This is a genomic window from Pseudomonas sp. H3_D04 (assembly GCF_054669175.1).
The window spans coordinates 3,927,215-3,947,318 of record NZ_CP162801.1; the positions used below are offsets into that span (position 1 = coordinate 3,927,215).

At 55.2% G+C, this 20,104-nt stretch carries 17 protein-coding genes; all 17 read right to left on the bottom strand.

The window, feature by feature from the left end; translation table 11 throughout:
* Positions 1–70 precede the first annotated feature (70 nt).
* Positions 71–1,165 carry a DegT/DnrJ/EryC1/StrS family aminotransferase gene (locus tag AB4N91_RS18045; protein WP_154912865.1) on the bottom strand — a complete coding sequence of 365 codons (1,095 nt, stop codon included), beginning with the start codon at positions 1,163–1,165 and terminating at the stop codon, positions 71–73.
* A 5-nt stretch (positions 1,166–1,170) separates the two neighbouring features.
* A complete protein-coding gene (locus AB4N91_RS18050) occupies positions 1,171–1,752 on the bottom strand; it encodes an acyltransferase (RefSeq protein WP_154912864.1) in 582 nt (193 codons plus the stop codon).
* A 184-nt stretch (positions 1,753–1,936) separates the two neighbouring features.
* A complete protein-coding gene (gene wbpB, locus AB4N91_RS18055; RefSeq protein ID WP_154912863.1) occupies positions 1,937–2,881 on the bottom strand; it encodes a UDP-N-acetyl-2-amino-2-deoxy-D-glucuronate oxidase in 945 nt (314 codons plus the stop codon).
* A gap of 55 nt (positions 2,882–2,936) precedes the next feature.
* Positions 2,937–4,238, bottom strand: coding sequence for a UDP-N-acetyl-D-glucosamine 6-dehydrogenase (wbpA, locus tag AB4N91_RS18060; protein ID WP_154912881.1), 1,302 nt, complete (start codon positions 4,236–4,238; stop codon positions 2,937–2,939).
* A 201-nt stretch (positions 4,239–4,439) separates the two neighbouring features.
* Positions 4,440–4,958 carry a transcription/translation regulatory transformer protein RfaH gene (rfaH, locus tag AB4N91_RS18065; protein ID WP_154912880.1) on the bottom strand — a complete coding sequence of 173 codons (519 nt, stop codon included), beginning with the start codon at positions 4,956–4,958 and terminating at the stop codon, positions 4,440–4,442.
* Between the two features lie 348 nt (positions 4,959–5,306).
* Positions 5,307–6,368 (bottom strand): LPS O-antigen chain length determinant protein WzzB, encoded by a 1,062-nt coding sequence (locus AB4N91_RS18070; protein ID WP_224795540.1) that lies wholly within the window; start codon positions 6,366–6,368, stop codon positions 5,307–5,309.
* Positions 6,369–6,404: 36 nt separating this feature from the next.
* Positions 6,405–6,647 carry a lipopolysaccharide assembly protein LapA domain-containing protein gene (locus tag AB4N91_RS18075; protein ID WP_154912862.1) on the bottom strand — a complete coding sequence of 81 codons (243 nt, stop codon included), beginning with the start codon at positions 6,645–6,647 and terminating at the stop codon, positions 6,405–6,407.
* A gap of 20 nt (positions 6,648–6,667) precedes the next feature.
* The gene (gene ihfB, locus AB4N91_RS18080; RefSeq protein ID WP_154912861.1) at positions 6,668–6,961 is read right to left on the bottom strand and encodes an integration host factor subunit beta; all 294 of its coding nucleotides are present in this window, start codon (positions 6,959–6,961) and stop codon (positions 6,668–6,670) included.
* Positions 6,962–7,102: 141 nt separating this feature from the next.
* Entirely contained in the window at positions 7,103–7,381 is a 279-nt protein-coding gene (locus AB4N91_RS18085; protein ID WP_102594002.1) for a hypothetical protein, read from the bottom strand.
* Between the two features lie 215 nt (positions 7,382–7,596).
* Entirely contained in the window at positions 7,597–9,288 is a 1,692-nt protein-coding gene (rpsA, locus tag AB4N91_RS18090) for a 30S ribosomal protein S1 (RefSeq protein ID WP_008148721.1), read from the bottom strand.
* Between the two features lie 120 nt (positions 9,289–9,408).
* Positions 9,409–10,098, bottom strand: a complete 690-nt coding sequence (cmk, locus tag AB4N91_RS18095; protein ID WP_010461679.1) for a (d)CMP kinase — start codon at positions 10,096–10,098, stop codon at positions 9,409–9,411.
* On the bottom strand, positions 10,095–12,302 hold the full coding sequence (locus AB4N91_RS18100) for a bifunctional prephenate dehydrogenase/3-phosphoshikimate 1-carboxyvinyltransferase (RefSeq protein ID WP_154912878.1): 2,208 nt from the start codon (positions 12,300–12,302) through the stop codon (positions 10,095–10,097). The genes cmk and AB4N91_RS18100 overlap by 4 nt, the downstream gene beginning before the upstream one ends.
* Before the next feature lie 28 nt (positions 12,303–12,330).
* A complete protein-coding gene (gene hisC / locus AB4N91_RS18105; protein WP_010461683.1) occupies positions 12,331–13,443 on the bottom strand; it encodes a histidinol-phosphate transaminase in 1,113 nt (370 codons plus the stop codon).
* 10 nt (positions 13,444–13,453) lie between these two features.
* Positions 13,454–14,548 (bottom strand): prephenate dehydratase, encoded by a 1,095-nt coding sequence (pheA, locus tag AB4N91_RS18110; RefSeq protein WP_010461684.1) that lies wholly within the window; start codon positions 14,546–14,548, stop codon positions 13,454–13,456.
* Positions 14,548–15,633, bottom strand: coding sequence for a 3-phosphoserine/phosphohydroxythreonine transaminase (gene serC / locus AB4N91_RS18115; RefSeq protein WP_010461687.1), 1,086 nt, complete (start codon positions 15,631–15,633; stop codon positions 14,548–14,550). The genes pheA and serC overlap by 1 nt, the downstream gene beginning before the upstream one ends.
* A gap of 251 nt (positions 15,634–15,884) precedes the next feature.
* Positions 15,885–18,539: a DNA gyrase subunit A gene (gene gyrA / locus AB4N91_RS18120; protein WP_154912860.1), complete on the bottom strand. Its 2,655-nt coding sequence runs from the start codon at positions 18,537–18,539 to the stop codon at positions 15,885–15,887.
* 425 nt (positions 18,540–18,964) lie between these two features.
* Positions 18,965–20,041, bottom strand: coding sequence for an S-methyl-5-thioribose-1-phosphate isomerase (mtnA, locus tag AB4N91_RS18125; protein WP_460111446.1), 1,077 nt, complete (start codon positions 20,039–20,041; stop codon positions 18,965–18,967).
* Positions 20,042–20,104: the final 63 nt, after the last annotated feature.

Genomic DNA, 20,104 nt, shown 5'->3' on the forward strand with positions numbered 1-20,104 from the left:
GCACTCAATCAATCTAAATATTATTGCGGCACGACACCTGTAAAGCAGGGCTCATACGCAAAATCATTGCTTATGCATCAAGCGCTCGTCTTAAAGACTCAACAATTCGCAATTGGTCCGTTTCGCTAAGATAAGGGTGCATCGGAAGACTCAGCACGGTGCGAGCTACTTCGTCTCCAACAGGTAAGGAGGCGGATTCATCAGCGACTGCAGGTTGTTTGTTCAGAGGAATAGGGTAATGCACTACCGTCGGCACCCCGTCATCCTTAAGCGTTTTCTGCAACTGCTCGCGATGTTCTACGCGTATAGTATATTGAGCATAAACACTTTTATTATGAGGGTGAACGTGCGGCGTCGATTTAACTCCCGCCTCTGCTAATAGTCGATCATAACGTGCTGCGACCATTTGTCGAAGCTCAACTTCCTCATCAAAAATAGATAATTTCTCAAGCAGGATTGCTGCTTGCAAAGTATCAATCCGACTATTAACACCAATTCTGATATGGTGATACCGACGATCTTGACCATGGCGCGCTATTTGACGAAGTACAACGGCTAGCTTTTCGTCATTGGTGAACATAGCTCCGCCATCCCCGTAGCAGCCCAGTGGCTTACTTGGAAAAAAGCTTGTGCAAGCAATCGTCGTCAACCCGCATGACTGCTGATTTTTGTACACTGCGCCAAAGCTCTGCGCTGCGTCTTCTATGACCGGAATCTGGTACTTCTCCGCTACAGCATTAATTGCATCGAAGTCCGCACATTGGCCATACAAGGAAACGGGAATAATGGCCTTGGTATTAACTGTGATTTTTGACTCTAATAAATCGGGGTCAAGGTTATATGTCAATGGATCAACGTCCACATATACGACCTTTGCGCCCAATATGACAGCTGCTTCTGCCGTTGCAATATAGCTGAACCCGGGAGTAATAACTTCGTCACCAGGTCCTACACCTAAAGCCATCAGAGCGATCTGAAGCGCGTCTGTACCGTTGGCGCAGGTAATGCAATATTTGGCGCCTACCTTACTTGCCAGTTTTTCTTCCAACTCAGAAACTTCTGGCCCCAAAATATACTGACCGTGCGCCAAGACCTTCTGGATCGCAGCATCAAGCTTAGTTTTAATTCGGGACTGCTGCCGTTTTAGATCAATAAATTCAATCATTAGACTCACGCATCCACTTTTGTAACGACATTGTCAGCGAGAACATAGGAAGCTCCACTATGCTCACATTTCACTTCGCCAGAACCTCTTACAGGAAGCTTCAGCTGCTCCCCGAACTCACTCATCCAGCCTATTTGGCGAGCAGGAACTCCCACCATCAAAGCGTAGGCTGGCACATCCCGATTGATAACCGCCCCTGCGCCGACAAACGCAAACTTCCCGATGACAACGCCGCAAACAATCGTACAATTCGCGCCCAACGTAGCGCCTTTTTGCACCAATGTATCCCGGTACTGGTCTTTGCGTTCTATTAGGGAGCGAGGGTTATAAACATTAGTAAAAACCATACTCGGTCCGCAGAATACGCCATCCTCCAGCGTAACGTTGTCGTAGACCGAAACGTTGTTTTGAATCTTGCAAAAATCTCCAACGACAACCTTATTACCGATAAAGACGTTTTGGCCTAATGAGACGCCCTTGCCAATTCGAGCCCCACCACAAACATGAACAAAATGCCAGACGCGGGAGCCTTCACCGATGACTGCCCCTTCATCGACTATTGCGCTGCTATGAACGGAGAAATTCACTTCACACTCCAGGGTTTGCCATTACAAAAACTATTGTTTTCTGGTCTGCAGCCAATCGATGGTAGCTCATCCCATTAGGACATTTTTTCTCGATTGATTTGTTCCAGAGATCCACCTCATTGCTGCACCTCCTAGCAACCAATTATGTCGCTTGATAATTGCTAGAGGTGCAGATAGACGATCTTTAAACGCCAAGCAGGAAGGGGTGACCCTCCCCATTTGCCGGCTCAACAGTCTGGCTGGAACGAATAGTATTCACTGTTTCGACACAGTGGCGAGCATCCTCAATACCGTAGCCACGCCCGTTCAAAATCTCCTTATAGCTGACCGTATGCAGATCAGTAAATCCTTCAGAGAATTCGATTTCATCACCGTTCACAGTGATGGATCGATACGTAGGTTTTTTCCCTTTCACAGAATCAGGTAAATCATTCGCGTCGATCGAGAGAAACCAACGTACGCGCGCTTTCTCGTATTCAAGATATCCAGCAGCCCTGTGCTCGGAAGTAAAATGAACAACGTTGCGCTGTAACTTACCAAAAATGAAGTGCAACATATCGTAAAAGTGCACGCCGATATTTGTTGCTAGTCCGAAGGACTTACGTGGGTCGCCCTTCCAGCTCTCCATATACCAATTGCCACGAGAAGTAATATACGTCAATTCAACATCATACTTCTCAGACGCATTATCTCTGGCGACTCTCTCTTTAAGATCGAGAATCGATTTGTGATGGCGCAGTTGCAAAATGTTGTAAACGCGCTTACCGGTCTCTTGTTCGACCAATGCAAGCTCATCCAGAATCTCCGGAGTTGGCACCAAAGGCTTTTCACAGATTACGTCACAACCCAATCGAAGCCCGGCTGCGATATGTGAATGATGCAAATAGTTTGGCGAGCATACCGCTACATAATTCAGCGCTGTTTTCGCATTACGTTTGAGTTGATGGGCATGCTCAAGGAAACGCTCAAACTGAGTAAAAAATTCACTTTGAGGCGAAATACTATCTATGATGCCTACAGAATCATTTATATCGTAGGCAGACACCAAAATGTTCCCGGTATCTTTAATTGCGCGCATATGCCTAGGAGCAATATAGCCCGCGGCACCGATTAGAGCAAAATTCTTCATTTGACCTCTTCTATGGCAATCCGCCATTTATCTCGAACAAATACTGTGACAGCACTCAAGCCTTAATAATATGTTTCTCAGGAACTCGGTATTTGCCTCGACTGTCGACAATCAACTTCGCGTGCTGCTTGATAAGGTCATAATCAAACTTGTCGTGATCAGTAGCGAGTACGACAGCATCAAATCCGGCAAGACTTTCCGCAGTAAGTACTTCACTGCTCAGTTCAAAATGATGTTCACGCATTTTAGGAAAAACAAGTACATGGGGATCACTATACGCCACAGAACCGCCTTTTCCTTCAATCAATTCCATGATCTCAACTGACGGCGACTCACGCATGTCATCAACGTTTTTCTTGTAAGCAATACCCAACACCAGAACCTTACTACCTTTGAGGGCCTTGCCAGAATCGTTTAATCCGTCCATCAACTTGCTGAGAACGTATTCGGGCATGGCTTGGTTCACTTCGCCTGAGAGCTCGATAAACCTTGTGTGAAGCCCGTATTCCCGAGCCTTCCAGGTCAGATAGAATGGGTCGATAGGGATACAGTGTCCGCCCAGACCTGGTCCCGGGTAGTAAGCAGTGAACCCGAAAGGTTTGGTCGCAGCAGCGTCGACAACCTCAAAGATATCAATCCCCATCCGATCGGCAACGATCTTCATTTCATTGACCAAGCCAATGTTCACAGCGCGGTGGATGTTTTCCAGCAGCTTGGTCATTTCAGCTGCCTTCGTAGAACTTACCGGAACTACGTGATCGATGGCCTGCTCATAGAGAGCAATACCGACCTCAAGGCAAGCCGCAGTATCACCTCCGATGATTTTTGGAATAGTGCGCGTTTCAAAATTCGGGTTACCCGGATCTTCACGCTCAGGTGAATAGACAAGAAAGATGTCTTCACCTACAACCAAACCGCCCTCTTGAACACGTGGCAGCAACTCTTCTTCAGTTGTACCTGGATAGGTGGTGCTTTCCAAAGAGACGATTTGACCTGCGCGCATATAGGGCTTCAGGCCATCCGTGGTGTTAATGACAAAACTCATATCGGGCTCACGATACTTGTTCAACGGCGTTGGCACACACAAAATAAGGGCATCGCATTCCGAAGCACGGCTAAAATCTGTCGTTGCCTCAAAGCCTGTGGTGCGGGCGTTCTGAATTCTATTTGCAGGGATATGCTCGATGTAACTTTCACCAGCATTCAGCTTGGCGACTTTGTGTTCGTCGATATCAATGCCTAATACCCGAAACCCGATAGCGTTATAACGCAGCATCAGGGGTAGCCCGACGTACCCAAGGCCGACGATACCGATCAAAGCCTCCTTGTTCTTAAATTTGGTGATGCTGGTCTTCATTTGCTGGGACATCAAACTTGCTCCGGCTCAGGCTGATGAGCGATAAAATGATTGATGCTTCTGATGACTTATGCTAGAGCCAAGCGAAACATCGGTGATAAAGACACGCTACCGCCCCAGGATTTTCCGTCGAATTCCTGAAAACGTGGGCTCGGCAATGTCAACAGCTACTCCAATACGCTATCTAATTAACGACAGAAATCAGAGCGCTGAAATTTTTGCCAACGACAGGCTCACCTGCTGCTGGCGGTTCAAAAAATCAACCAATAGGATGGCTCGTTCTTCACCATCCATCGTCAGAAATACTGCTTCAAGCTCTGCAAATCCCTCATCAAGAATTCTCACGCTGTCGCCACTATTGAATGGGAGGCATTCTATTGGCTCGGCACGGGCCTGCAATTGCATCACCAGATCTGCGCACACAGGCAAAGGCATGCCTCCGAAACTGACAAGACGACCGACACCGCGGGTTGAACGTACAGAGGACCAACTGGCATTGGCAGGCAGGTTGATGAATAGATAACCTGGAAATAGAGACTCTTGGACATACTCGCGCCGGCCTCGCACGATCCGGCCACGAAGGCAGACAGGACGGGCGCAGGCATACCCTTGACGCAAAAGGTTTTCCTCAGCTCGTTGATCCTGTCTGGATTTGCATTGCACCAAATACCACGCCCCTGCGAGCGACTCGGTATTACTGGCTGCGCCGCGAATGTTCATATCCATATCCCAACACTATTGCCTGCTCCGGCGACTCGGACCCACTGCCTGTGGAGTGAACATCCTGACACCGTTTTTAGTCCTAATCACCCGCCCAATCCGACAGATCGGGTCTCATAGCTGCACGAGTACAGGAGTGAATCCCGTGGTCAACAAAGAGGTATTATGCCTCCTAACAAGACCTTTAGGCGCCAAAGCCGTGGATTATACGACCACTGGAGCTAAATCCGTTAGCCGAGAAGAGGGGTTTTGAGCATCTACCGCACACTGCGCTAGACCGATTTTGGCAAGTGACTTTGACATCAACTTCTATATATCAGCCACCAATGCTATTGGTGGCCGAGCCCTTTAAGCTATTTTGTTTCTGTTGCGCATCCAGAACTGGCGAACCAAGCCCAGAATCACACCCAAGCTCCCCCCTAAGACAAGACCTAGCACCAAAATCAACGCCTTTTTGGGTTTGATTGGCGAATCAGGGGGCTGAATGACACCATCCACTCGATACACAGCTACGTCCTCAGCTTTCACGTTCAAAGCTTTGTAGAAATCATATTGGCCTTGAAGCTTGCGCAAATCACCGATAAACGGATCATCCGACTCTCTCGCTTGAAGAGTTTTTTCCTCGGCCGCCAACGCCTTTGTGCCACGCAGATAAATTAGCCGTGGATCAACCGAGCCAGCTATTTCCCCGGTGACACCACCTAATATGATCTGGTGATTTTCCAAGCCAATGGCACCAGCGACCCGCTCCGCCTCACGCAACTGTAAAACCGTATCCCTGCGCTTATTCGCTGCGTTATCCCGTAACATCTGAATCTGCACGGCGATATTACGGGCTCGCATCTCGACTTCTTTGGAGTAGTTCTTGATGATCTCTTTTTCCGTTGCAACACTGGCCCTATCAATGTACTCACGCAACCATTTCACCGACATTTCAGAGTTATTACTCAGCGCGTACACAGAGAATCGATCAGGAAATTCTTTAGTCGGTTGAATGACAGTAATTTCCTTCAAGAATTGACGATACAAAGTATCTTGCGACTTTTGACGATCAGACTCACCTAACGAGGGCAAATAAACTTCTTTAAAAAAATCACGCCGCAATGATTCCGACTGTAAGTTGCTGACGAACGAACTGTAAACATTCTTTACCGAATAAGGCTTCAGCTCGGAACTCTCTGATCGCCCCAGGTTAAAGTTCTCAATATCACTCTGGGTTGGCGGCAATACATAAGCTCGCGCCTCATAGACGGGCTCACTTAACCAAGCGTATGCGGCTGCTGCGCACAAAAACAACGCCGTAACAACAGCAATTAGCTGACGCTGCTCCCAAATCCCTTTTAGAAAATCGAATAAATCAATTTCATTCAAGCTTTGGCTCTCAGAGCTATTTTCTTGCATATACTTCATCCAACCCATTCTTTTTAAAGGCTACTGCGCCAATAGTTAACTAAATTTCCGAGCGCTCCGAACACCACGTCGATACCTTAAGGCAAATCCCAGTACCGGCCCTATGGCCATCCCGACCAGCAGCGCCACAATCAAACAACTAGAAACAGAAACCTCTACGCTAGACCAGCCGGCAAAAGTGATTATGACAGATTGCTGATTCTCAAGCACAAAAACGACTACAGCCAGAATCACCGACAGCACAATGAGGAACAGGAACCACCGCAGTAACGTTTTCAAAAGCATTTCCTTCTTATGACCTAGACATCATCCTCATCCTCATTCACCCGATCGCGCAATTCCTTCCCCGGCTTGAAATGCGGCACAAACTTGCCATCCAGGCTAACCGACTGACCTGTCTTAGGATTACGCCCCACCCGCGGTGCACGGTAGTGCAGAGAAAAACTGCCAAAACCCCGGATCTCAATACGATCCCCGGTCGCCAGGCATTGGGACATTTGTTCAAGCATAGTCTTGATAGCCAGCTCCACATCCTTGGATGAGAGCAGCCCTTGATGGGTGACAATTCGTTCGATCAACTCCGACTTCGTCATATTTTTCCCTTCTTTTTCAAGCAGCTAGGAAAAGCGCTTCAAAGGTTTTAGCATGCCCGGGGGAATTTGAATAGCCCGGGTTTTCACATATTTTCACCAGCAATGACCGCCCAATTACGAGGAACTACGACGCGATCTAGCTCAGCGACAAATAACCAGCATGGTGCGCGTCAGATACCCCGCGGGATTGAAGCCGAAAGGGTATTCATCCTCATCCTTGGCATCATCGGACCTTGCTACTACCTTATAGCCCGCCGCCTTACACTCTTTGTCCGCGCGCTTACGGCACTTCTCCCATCCAGAACCCAATCCCGAACAATCTATCTCTACGCCACTGACTCCACGCACGGCATGAGTCTTGGCATTCGTACCGCAACCCGCCAGCATCAAGACTGCCATTGCGACAATGAGGTTGTTCATTCACTTCCTTATGGCAGATGCCCTGCCCGGCTATCGTTCTCTTGAGCTAAAGACTAGCTGCAAATAAGCGATTGATCCGATTAAAGAAAGAGACAACACAGAAGGATCATTGGTTTCAAGAGCGGCCACCCCGCGCACGAATCACCCGACAAACCCAAATCCCAGGCACAAAAAAGGGCGACCGAAGTCGCCCTTTTTCTATGGTCTGACAGAACTTAGTTCTGTTTTTCCATTTGTGCACGCAACAGGTCGCCCAGAGTGGTAGGACCAGCAGCGATGCTATCCGAAGGCTTGTCTTTCAAGCTTTGGATGGCTTCTTTCTCTTCAGCATCGTCTTTCGACTTGATGGAGAGCTGGATTACACGGCTCTTGCGGTCAACGCTGATGATCTTGGCTTCTACTTCCTGGCCTTCTTTCAGAACGTTACGCGCGTCTTCAACGCGGTCACGGCTGATTTCGGAGGCTTTCAGAGTCGCTTCGATATCGTCGGCCAGAGTGATGATGGCGCCTTTAGCGTCAACTTCTTTCACGATGCCTTTAACGATTGCGCCTTTGTCGTTCTCTTGAACGTACTCGGAGAACGGATCGCTTTCCAGTTGCTTGATACCCAGGGAGATGCGCTCGCGCTCTGGGTCAACCGACAGGATAACGGTGTCCAGCTCGTCGCCCTTCTTGAAGCGGCGAACGGCTTCTTCGCCCACTTCGTTCCAGGAGATGTCGGACAGGTGAACCAGACCGTCGATGCCGCCGTCCAGACCAATGAAGATACCGAAATCGGTGATCGACTTGATGGTGCCGGAGATTTTATCGCCCTTGTTGAACTGGCCAGAGAAATCTTCCCATGGGTTAGATTTGCACTGCTTGATGCCGAGGGAGATACGACGACGCTCTTCGTCGATGTCCAGAACCATAACTTCCACTTCGTCGCCGACTTGTACGACTTTCGAAGGGTGGATGTTCTTGTTGGTCCAGTCCATTTCGGAAACGTGTACCAGGCCTTCAACGCCTTCTTCCAGCTCAGCGAAGCAGCCGTAGTCGGTCAGGTTGGTTACACGAGCGGTAACGCGAGTGCTTTCTGGGTAACGGGCTTTGATAGCAACCCATGGATCTTCGCCCAGTTGCTTGAGGCCCAGGGAAACACGATTGCGTTCGCGATCGTACTTCAGAACCTTGACATCAATCTCGTCGCCAACGTTGACGATTTCGGAAGGATGCTTGATACGCTTCCAAGCCATGTCGGTAATGTGCAGCAGGCCATCGACGCCACCCAGATCGACGAATGCGCCGTAATCGGTGAGGTTCTTGACGATACCTTTGACTTGTTGGCCTTCCTGCAGGGATTCCAGCAGAGCTTCACGCTCAGCGGAGTTCTCGGCTTCGAGGACGCTACGACGGGAAACGACAACGTTGTTGCGTTTCTGGTCAAGCTTGATGACCTTGAATTCCAGCTCTTTGCCTTCCAGGTGCGTGGTATCGCGCACAGGACGGACGTCAACCAGAGAACCTGGCAGGAACGCACGGATGCCGTTAACGTCGACAGTGAAGCCGCCTTTAACCTTACCGTTGATAACGCCCTTGACCACTTCTTCGGCTGCGAAGGCTGCTTCCAGAACAATCCAGCATTCAGCGCGCTTGGCTTTTTCACGGGACAGCTTGGTTTCACCAAAGCCGTCTTCAACCGAGTCCAGAGCAACGTGAACTTCGTCACCGACGTTGATAGTCAGTTCGCCAGCATCGTTGTAGAACTGCTCAAGCGGGATGAGTGCTTCAGACTTCAGGCCAGCGTGAACGGTTACCCAGCGAGCTTGGTAATCGATATCAACGATAACACCGGTGATGATGGAGCCTGCCTGAAGGTTCAGGGTTTTTAGGCTTTCTTCAAAGAGTTCCGCAAAGCTTTCGCTCATTTTAATTCCTGTTGAATAAGGGCGAAGGATACGCCCATCTCCACATCCCAGACGACGTGGGTTATGTTCATTTAAAGAAGCACTGCAAGACTATGACTGGTCCCCTGCAGAGCTTCTTGGTCACCCGGCGATATCGCGAATGGCGATCTCGCTCATGATGCGTTCCAGCACCTGATCGATGGATAACTCCGTGGAATCCAGCTGTATGGCGTCAGCCGCCGGCTTGAGCGGGGCTACCGCTCGCTGGGTGTCACGCTCATCGCGTGCACGGATCTCATCTAGCAGACTCGACAGACTAACACCATCGACTTTGCCCTTCAACTGCAAGTATCGACGGCGCGCACGCTCCTCGGCACTGGCAGTGAGGAATATCTTCAGCGGCGCGTCCGGAAAAACCACCGTGCCCATGTCGCGCCCATCGGCGACCAACCCCGGCGATTCCTGAAACGCCCGCTGACGCTGAAGCAGCGCCTCGCGTACCGCGGGCAATGCAGCCACCTGGGACGCACCCGAGCCGACGCTTTCCGTACGGATGACATCGCTGACTTCGTCACCCTCCAGAATGATGCGCTGCAGTTGACCTTCGGTCGCCGCAATGAACTGCACATCCAGATGAGCGGCAAGCTTTTTCAGCAGTTCTTCATTCGTCAGGTCAACGCCGTGGTTATGCGCAGCGAACGCCAACAGACGGTAGAGCGCACCGGAATCCAGCAAATTCCAGCCCAGACGCTTGGCCAGTATCCCGGCGACCGTGCCTTTGCCAGAGCCGCTTGGCCCATCGATGGTGATGACCGGTGCGATGATTTTCACGACTGAGCCTCTTGTGCAACACGAATGCCGACCTGCGCACAAAGCGCGAGGAAGTTCGGGAACGAGGTTGCGACGTTGGCACAGTCATGGATGCGAATCGGTGCGGTGGCGCGCAGCGAAGCAACGCTGAACGCCATGGCAATCCGGTGATCGCCGTGACCGTGCACTTCGCCGCCGCCGATCAGGCCGCCGTCGATGATGATGCCGTCCGGGGTCGGTTCGCATTTGACGCCCAGCGCCAGCAAGCCATCCGCCATGACCTGGATACGGTCCGACTCCTTGACTCGCAGCTCTTCGGCGCCACGCAACACGGTGCGCCCTTCGGCACAGGCCGCGGCCACGAACAGCACCGGAAATTCGTCGATGGCCAGTGGAACCAGTGCTTCGGGAATCTCGATACCCTTGAGTTTAGCTGCCCGTACGCGCAGATCCGCCACCGGCTCGCCGCCGACTTCACGCTGGTTTTCCAGGGTGATATCAGCGCCCATCAGACGCAGGATGTCTATCACGCCGGTACGGGTCGGGTTGATGCCGACGTGCTCGAGCACCAGCTCCGAACCTTCGGCGATCGATGCCGCCACCAGGAAGAACGCGGAAGACGAGATGTCGCCCGGCACTTCAATGTGGGTCGCAGTCAGCTTGTGGCCGGACTCAACCGAAGCGGTCGCACCGTTAACGGTGACCGGATAGCCGAAGCCGCGCAGCATGCGCTCGGTGTGGTCGCGGGTCGGAGCCGGCTCGGTGACGGTGGTCTTGCCTTCGGCGTACAGGCCGGCCAGCAGCAGGCAGGATTTCACCTGGGCGCTGGCCATCGGCATGGTGTAAGTCAGACCCTTGAGCTTGTTGCCGCCACGAATGGTCATCGGTGGACGACCTTCAGCGGCGGTCTCGATCACGGCGCCCATTTCACGCAGCGGATTGGCCACGCGATTCATCGGGCGCTTGGACAGCGAGGCGTCACCGGTCAGGGTGCTATCGAAGTCCTGCGCAGCCAGCAGGCCCGACAGCAGACGCATCGAGGTGCCGGAGTTGCCCAGATAGATCGGGCCCGGCGCAGGCTTCAAGCCATGCAGGCCGACGCCGTGAATGGTCACGCGACCGTGGTGCGGACCTTCGATCACGACGCCCATGTCGCGGAAGGCTTGCAAGGTCGCCAGGGCGTCTTCGCCCTCGAGGAAGCCTTCGACTTCGGTGACGCCTTCAGCCAGGGAGCCGAGCATGATCGAACGGTGGGAAATCGATTTATCGCCCGGTACACGAATCCGCCCAGTCAGGCGGCCACCAGGTTGAGCCAGGAAAATCAGGTCGTTGGAGTTCATAGCGTCCACATAAGCCCGGCGGGCCAGGATTTTACTGAAATGTTCGCGGGCAACCCGGGCGCGAGTGAATACGCCCAACAATTGGTGCCCATCCCCTGCATCGACCGCGTCGCGCAAGGCGTCGAGGTCGCTGCGAAATGTATCAAGTGTGCGCAGGACAGCTTCGCGGTTGGCGAGGAAGATGTCGTGCCACATGACCGGGTCGCTTCCCGCGATTCTTGTGAAATCGCGAAAACCGCCCGCAGCGTAACGGAAGATCTCAAGGTTTTCATTGCGTTTGGCCAGTGAATCGACCAGACCGAACGCCAGCAAGTGTGGCAAATGGCTGGTTGCCGCCAACACTTCGTCGTGACGCTCGACCTGCATGTGCTCGACATCGGCGCCCAATTCACGCCACAAACGGTCGACCACTGCCAACGCGGCCGGATCGGTCTGATCCAGCGGTGTCAAAATCACTTTATGGCGACGGAACAGCTCGGCATTGGAGGCTTCCACCCCGCTCTGCTCGGAACCGGCAATCGGATGGCCCGGCACAAAACGCGACGGCATGCCGCCAAACGCTTCGGTCGCGGCACGCACCACATTGCCTTTGGCGCTGCCAACATCGGTCAGAATCGCCTGCCCCAGGTCCATGCCGGCCAAGCGGCCAAGCATTTTTTCCATGGCAAGGATCGGCACGGCGAGCAGGATCACATCCGCGCCCTGACAAGCAATCGCCAGGTCTTCTTCGCAGCGATCCACTACGCCCAACTCAACCGCGAGCTTGCGCGACTGCGGGTCGAGATCGACCCCGACCACTTCGCGGCACAGGCCACTTTCGCGCAACCCCTTGGCAAACGAACCGCCGATCAACCCCAGGCCGACCACCACCAGGCGACCGATCATAGGGCCAGCAGGTTGCAGTGCAGTGACATCAACCACGAGCCAGAACCTTGGTCAGCGCCTCAAGGAAGCGGCTGTTTTCAGCGGGCAAACCGATGGTGATGCGCAGGTGGTTCGGCATGCCGTAGTTGGCCACCGGACGCACGATCACGCCTTCGCGCAGCAACCCCTGGAAGATCGGCGCAGCCACCTGCCCCATATCGACGCAGATGAAGTTGCCCTTGGAAGGAATCCAGCTCAGCCCCAGCTCACGGAACCCCGTTTCCAGTTGCTGCATGCCGGCTTCGTTCAGGCGACGGCTTTCAGCCAGGTAATCGGCATCTTGCAGTGCAGCGCACGCAGCGGCCAGGGCCAGGCTGTTAACGTTGAACGGCTGACGCACGCGATTCAGCACATCGGCAACCACCGCAGTGGACAAGCCATAACCGACCCGCAGTGCCGCCAGGCCATAAGCCTTGGAGAACGTGCGCGAAACCAGCAGATTCGGGTACGCCGCCAGGAAGTCCAGGCCATCCGGCAAGTCGCTGCCCTCGGCGTATTCGATGTACGCCTCGTCCAGCACCACCAGCACATGCTCCGGTACGTCCTGCAGGAACTCGTCCAGCGCCTCGGCACCGAACCAGGTCCCGGTCGGGTTGTTCGGGTTGGCGATGAATACCACACGAGTATCGGCATCGATCGCAGCCAGCATGGCCGGCAGGTCATGGCCCCAGTCTTTGGCCGGGACCACTTTGGCCGTCGCGCCGACGGCTTGCGTGGCGATCGGGTAAACAGCAAACGCATGCTCACTGAACACCGCGTTCAGGCCGGGCGCCAGGTACGCACGCGCCACCAGTTCCAGAATGTCATTGGAACCGTTGCCCAGCGTCACCTGATTCAGCTCGACGCGGCACTGCTCGGCCAGCAGGGTCTTGAGCGCAAAACCGTTGCCGTCCGGATAGCGGGTCAGCTCGGCCAGTTCGTCGCGAATGGCTGCCAGCGCCTTTGGACTGGCGCCCAACGGGTTTTCATTGCTGGCCAGCTTGATGATTCTGGCTGGATCGATGTTCAGCTCACGCGCCAGTTCGTCCACGGGTTTGCCCGGAACGTAAGGCGAAAGTTGTTGCACGCCCGGCTGCGCCAGAGCGAGGAAGTTGCCACTCATTTGCTACCCCTTAGAGAACTGCTTTCGGGTAAGAACCCAGCACTTTGAGTGCTACTGCTTCCTGACTGATCTTTTCCAGTACACCTTTGATCAACGGATCACGGTGGTGGCCGACGAAGTCGATGAAGAACACGTAGGTCCATTTACCGCTGCGCGACGGACGGGTCTCGATTCGCGTCAGGTCGATACCGTTGTCGTGGAACGGCACCAGCAACTCATGAAGCGCACCGGGCTTGTTGCTCATGGAGACGATGATCGACGTCTTGTCGTCGCCGGTCGGCGGTACTTCCTGGCTGCCGATCATCAGGAAGCGCGTGGAGTTGTCCGGGCGATCCTCGATTTTCTCGGCCAGGCGGGTCAGCCCATACAAGCTGGCGGCCATGTCGCCGGCAATCGCCGCCGAGTTCCACTCACCCTTGACCCGCTTGGCTGCTTCGGCATTACTCGACACCGCCACGCGCTCGACATTCGGGTAGTGCGCGTCCAGCCACTTGCGGCACTGGGCCAGGGACTGGGCGTGGGAGTAGATGCGGCTGATGCTGTCGGTCTTGGTGTTTTCACCCACCAACAGGTGATGGTGAATCCGCAGCTCGACTTCGCCACAGATGACCATGTCGTGTTCGAGGAAGCTGTCGAGGGTGTGGTTGACCGCGCCTTCAGTGGAGTTTTCCACCGGGACCACGCCAAAATTCACCGCACCGGCCGCCACTTCGCGGAACACTTCGTCGATCGCCGCCATCGGCTTGCTGATCACCGCGTGGCCGAAATGCTTCATGGCGGCGGCTTGAGTGAAGGTGCCTTCAGGGCCTAGGTACGCCACTTTCAGCGGCTGTTCGAGGGCCAGGCACGACGACATGATTTCGCGGAACAAACGCGCCATCTCTTCGTTGCCCAACGGCCCCTGATTGCGCTCCATTACGCGTTTGAGCACCTGAGCTTCACGCTCAGGACGATAGAACACCGGCACTTCGCCTTCGGCCAGCGAGGCCATCTTTACTCGCGCAACTTCCTGGGCGCAGCGTGCACGCTCACTGATCAGCTCCAGGACTTTGGCGTCCAGGGCATCAATGCGAACGCGCAGTGCCTTGAGTTCTTGCTCAGACATTAGCCGTGTTCCTTCTCGAACTCTGCCATGTACGAAATCAGTGCGTTGACCGCAACGATGTCGACGGCGTTATAGATGGAGGCACGCATGCCGCCCACGGAACGGTGACCCTTGAGGTTCAACAGGCCACGCTCGTCGGCACCGGCCAGGAATGGCTTGTCGAGACGGTCGTCAGCCAGGCGGAACGGCACATTCATCCACGAGCGATCCGACTTGTTGATCGGGTTGCTGTACAAGCCGCTGGCGTCAATGAAGTCGTACAGCGTGCGCTGCTTCACTTCGTTGAGCTTGCCGATAGCTTCAACACCACCCTGCTCTTTCAGCCACTCGAATACCAGACCGGACAGGTACCAGGCCAGGGTAGGCGGGGTGTTGTACATCGAGCCGTTATCGGCCGCGACCTTGTAGTTGAGCATGGTCGGGCACAGGGAGCGGGCATGACCCAACAGGTCTTCGCGAATGATGTTCACGACAATGCCGCTCGGGCCGATGTTTTTCTGCGCGCCGGCGTAGATCATGCCGAAGCGCGAAACATCGATTGGGCGCGAGAGAATGTCCGAAGACATGTCGGCCACCAGCGGAACGTCGCCAGTTTCCGGGACCCAACTGAATTCCAGGCCGCCAATGGTTTCGTTCGGTGCGTAGTGAACGTAGGCCGCGTCTTTCGACAGGCTCCACTCGTTCTGACCGGGAATGGCGAAATAGTCATAAGGCTTGGCAGTAGCGGCAACGTTGACGCGGCCGTAGCGCGAGGCTTCTTCGATGGCTTTCTGCGACCAGATACCGGTGTCGATATAGTCGGCGGTGCCGCTTTCCGGCAACAGGTTCAGAGGAATCTGAGCAAATTGCTGGCTGGCGCCACCTTGCAGAAACAGCACTTTATAGTTCGAGGGGATATTCAGCAGATCACGCAGATCCTGCTCGGCCTTGGTGGCGATGGACACGAACTCATCACTGCGATGGCTCATCTCCATGACCGACAGGCCCTTGCCGTGCCAATCAAGGAGTTCACCCTGGGCGCGCTGCAGGACAGCTTCGGGAAGTGCCGCAGGACCGGCACAGAAGTTATAGGCTCTCTTGCTCACATCCAATCTCGCTCTGATTTGGTGGTAATCACGCAATAAATCACAACATCAATCGACACAGGGCCCTGCCGAAGCAGAAACCTGAGGGAGCGAGCCTGCTCGCGAATGCATCACCACGGTGTTTCAGAGGTACCGCGGCGCCTGCATTCGCGAGCAGGCTCGCTCCCACAAGGGTTCTCCACTGATATCGAAATTTTCCGTTCGGACAAACAACAAGGGGGCGAATTTTCATCCGCCCCCTGTTTGTCCACTTACTCTTGTGGCTCTTCGTCAGCAGCGGCGTCGAGTTGCTGATCTTCAACCACGTCGTCGATCACGACCTCGCCGTCGAACACCGCCCCCTCTTCATCTTCCAGCTCTTCGCCTTCGACTTCCGACGGTTCCTGCACCCGCTCCAGACCGACCAGCGTTTCATCACTGGCCAGTTTGATCAGGGTCACGCCCTGGGTGTTACGTCCCAGACTGGACACTTCGTCGACGCGGGTACGCACCAGGGTGCCCTGGTCGGAAATCAGCATGATTTCCTCGCCGTCGAGCACCTGGACTGCACCGACCAAGCGGCCGTTACGGTCGTTGCTGACCATGGCGATAACGCCCTGACCGCCACGTTTGTATTCAGGGAACTCGGTGATCGCCGTGCGCTTGCCGAAACCACGGGCCGAAGCGGTGAGGATCTGGCTGCCTTCTTCCGGAATCAGCATGGAAATCAGCTTCTGACCTTCCGGCAGACGCATGCCGCGGACACCGCGAGCGGTACGGCCCATGGCGCGAACGTCGGTTTCCTTGAAGCGAGTGACCTTGCCTCCGTCGGAGAACAGCATGACTTCGCGGCTGCCATCGGTAATGGAAGCTGAAATCAGTACGTCACCTTCGTCCAGCTCCAGCGCGATCAGACCGACGCTGCGTTGACGGCTGAAGGATTCCAGCGGGGTCTTCTTCACGGTGCCTTTGGCAGTGGCCATGAAGATGAAGTGACCTTCGGTGTATTCGTCGACCGGCAGCATGGTGGTGATGTATTCATCACTGTCCAGCGGCAGCAGGTTGACCAACGGACGACCACGGGCCGCGCGGGACGCTTCCGGGATTTCGTAGGTTTTCAGCCAGTACACTTTACCTTTGCTGGAGAACAGCAGCAGCGTGGTGTGGCTGTTGGCGACCAGCAGGTGAGCGATGTAGTCCTCATCCTTCACGCCGGTAGCCGATTTGCCTTTACCGCCACGACGCTGAGCCTGGTACGCAGCCAATGGCTGGGTCTTGGCATAGCCACCGTGGGAAATGGTCACGACGCGCTCTTCTTCCGGGATCATGTCACCCAGGGTCAGGTCGAGACGGGCATCGAGAATCTCGGTGCGGCGCACGTCGCCGTATTCGGCGCGGATCACTTCCAGCTCTTCGCGGATCACTTCCATCAGGCGCGTGGCGCTGCTGAGGATGCGGATCAGCTCGCCGATCTGGTTGAGGATCTCTTGATACTCGGCCAGCAGCTTTTCGTGTTCCAGGCCGGTCAGACGGTGCAGACGCAGTTCCAGAATGGCTTGTGCCTGTTCCGGCGACAGGAAGTACTTGCCTTCGCGCAGACCGTATTGCGGATCCAGGGTCTCTGGACGGCACGAATCGGCACCGGCGCGCTCAACCATCGCGACCACGGCGGAGGATTCCCACGCAGTCTTGATCAGCGCTTCCTTGGCTTCCGACGGCGTTGGCGAAGCCTTGATCAGGGCGATGACCGGGTCGATGTTCGACAGGGCAACCGCTTGACCTTCCAGGATGTGGCCACGTTCGCGCGCTTTACGCAGTTCGAACACGGTACGACGGGTAACGACTTCGCGACGGTGACGAACGAAGGCTTCCAGCAGGTCCTTGAGGTTCAGGATCCGCGGACGGCCGTCGATCAGCGCGACGATGTTGATACCGAAAACGGCTTGCAGCTGGGTCTGGGCGTAGAGGTTGTTGAGGATCACCTCAGGCACTTCGCCACGACGCAGCTCGATCACGACGCGCATACCGTCCTTGTCGGACTCGTCGCGCAGTTCGGTGATGCCTTCGAGCTTCTTCTCTTTTACCAGCTCGGCGATCTTCTCGATCAGACGGGCCTTGTTCAACTGGTAAGGGAGTTCGGTGATGACGATCTGCTGACGGCCACCGACCTTGTCGATGTCTTCAATGATCGAGCGGGCGCGCATGTAAATGCGGCCACGACCGGTGCGGTAGGCTTCGATGATGCCGGCGCGACCGTTGATGATCGCGGCGGTCGGGAAGTCCGGACCGGGGATGTATTGCATCAGCTCATCGATGGTCAACTCAGGGTTGTCGATGAGCGCCAGGCAACCGTCGATGACTTCACCGAGGTTGTGCGGCGGGATGTTGGTCGCCATGCCCACGGCGATACCGCTGGAGCCGTTGACCAACAGGTTGGGAATACGGGTCGGCATGACCGCCGGAATCATTTCGGTGCCGTCGTAGTTCGGCACCCAGTCCACGGTTTCTTTGTGCAGGTCAGCCAGCAGCTCGTGCGCCAGCTTGGTCATGCGCACTTCGGTGTATCGCATGGCGGCGGCGTTGTCGCCGTCCACCGAACCGAAGTTGCCCTGCCCGTCTACCAGCAGGTAGCGCAGCGAGAATGGCTGCGCCATGCGGACGATGGTGTCGTACACCGCGGTATCACCGTGCGGGTGATACTTACCGATCACGTCACCGACAACACGGGCAGATTTCTTGTACGGCTTGTTGAAGTCGTTGCCCAGCTCGCTCATCGCGAACAGCACACGCCGGTGCACGGGCTTCAAGCCATCGCGCGCATCCGGCAAGGCCCGCCCGACGATTACGCTCATCGCGTAGTCGAGGTAGGACTGCTTCAGCTCGTCTTCGATATTGACCGGGAGGATTTCTTTGGCCAGTTCGCCCATGAGAAGCTCGATTCCTTTTTCTGGTGAAACTTCGTCACATCCATATGGGACGAACGAAGCTCGCCGCTGCAGGCTGAGTGCCATGCACCGACTTACGACAAATCAACAAGTTGAACCATGGATTTGCGCAGTAAAGACAACCCCGCGGGACTGCCTCGGAAAACGCCGGATGTTATCACAAGAGCCGCCACGCACCTATCCCCCAGATGCGCATGGAGTGTAGTTAGTTGACTGGTGGCAGGCTGAAAGGGGACGAGAGAGGCTTAGAGCCGCTCCGAATGCAGAATTGGCATCTGATTTACGGATGTTTGTTGACTTTTAGGGCCTCATCGCTAGCAGGCTGGCTCCCACAGGATCGGTGTCGATCAAAAAACCTGTGAGAGCCAGCCTGCTGGCGATGTCGATTTACAAGGCGCCGGACGCTCTCAATGCAGACGCTTGCGGCACATCAACAGCGCCATTTTCGCCGTGTCCGGGCGCTCGACGATGCCTTTCTCGGTGACGATCGCATCGATCAGGTCCGCCGGGGTCACGTCGAACACCGGGTTGAAGGCATCAACCTCAGCCCCGACCCGCTTGCCGCCGACCTCCAGCAACTCGCGACCATCGCGCTCTTCGATAGGAATCTCGTCGCCGCTGGCCAGGTTCATGTCGATGGTCGAACTCGGCGCCACCACCATGAAGCGCACGCCGTGGTGCATGGCGTTGACTGCCAGCTGATACGTGCCGATCTTGTTGGCCACATCGCCATTGGCGGTGATCCGGTCTGCGCCGACAATCACCCAGGTCACACCCTTGGTTTTCATGATGTGCGCGGCGGCGGAGTCGGCGTTGACGGTCACGGGAATGCCTTCATTGGCCAATTCCCAGGCGGTCAATCGCGAACCTTGCAACCATGGGCGGGTTTCGTCGGCGTAGACGCGCTCAACCATGCCTTCGATAAAGGCCCCGCGAATCACCCCCAACGCGGTGCCGAAACCGCCGGTGGCCAGTGCGCCGGTATTGCAGTGGGTCAGGATCGCCTGCGCGTTGCCCTGGTGCTTGCGGATCAGGTCCACACCCAGTTGCGCCATGGTCAGGTTGGCTTCGCGATCGCTTTCATGAATGGCGATGGCTTCCGCCTCCAGCGCCGCGAGAGGATCCGCATCGCCCTTGAGACGATCCAGGCGGTCACGCATGCGCCCCAAGGCCCAGAACAGATTCACCGCCGTTGGACGGGAATCAGCCAGCAATGCGTAATCCTCTTCCCACTCGGCCTGCCAGTCACCACCCTCAGCTATGCGAGCGCGGGCCGACAGCACCATCGCATAGGCCGCACTGATGCCAATGGCCGGCGCGCCGCGCACCACCATCAAGCGAATGGCCTCGGCCACGCTTGCGGCGCTGGTGCAGGCGATCCACGTTTCCTCGAACGGCAAAATACGCTGATCCAGCAGGTACAGGGCGCCATCACGCCAATCGATGGCCTTCACCTTCTCCGCAGCCAACAGTCGATCGCGCATCCCACACCCCGCACTCATGAACAAAAGCCGCCGATTATAGCGATCCCCCCGCGAAGACGCTCG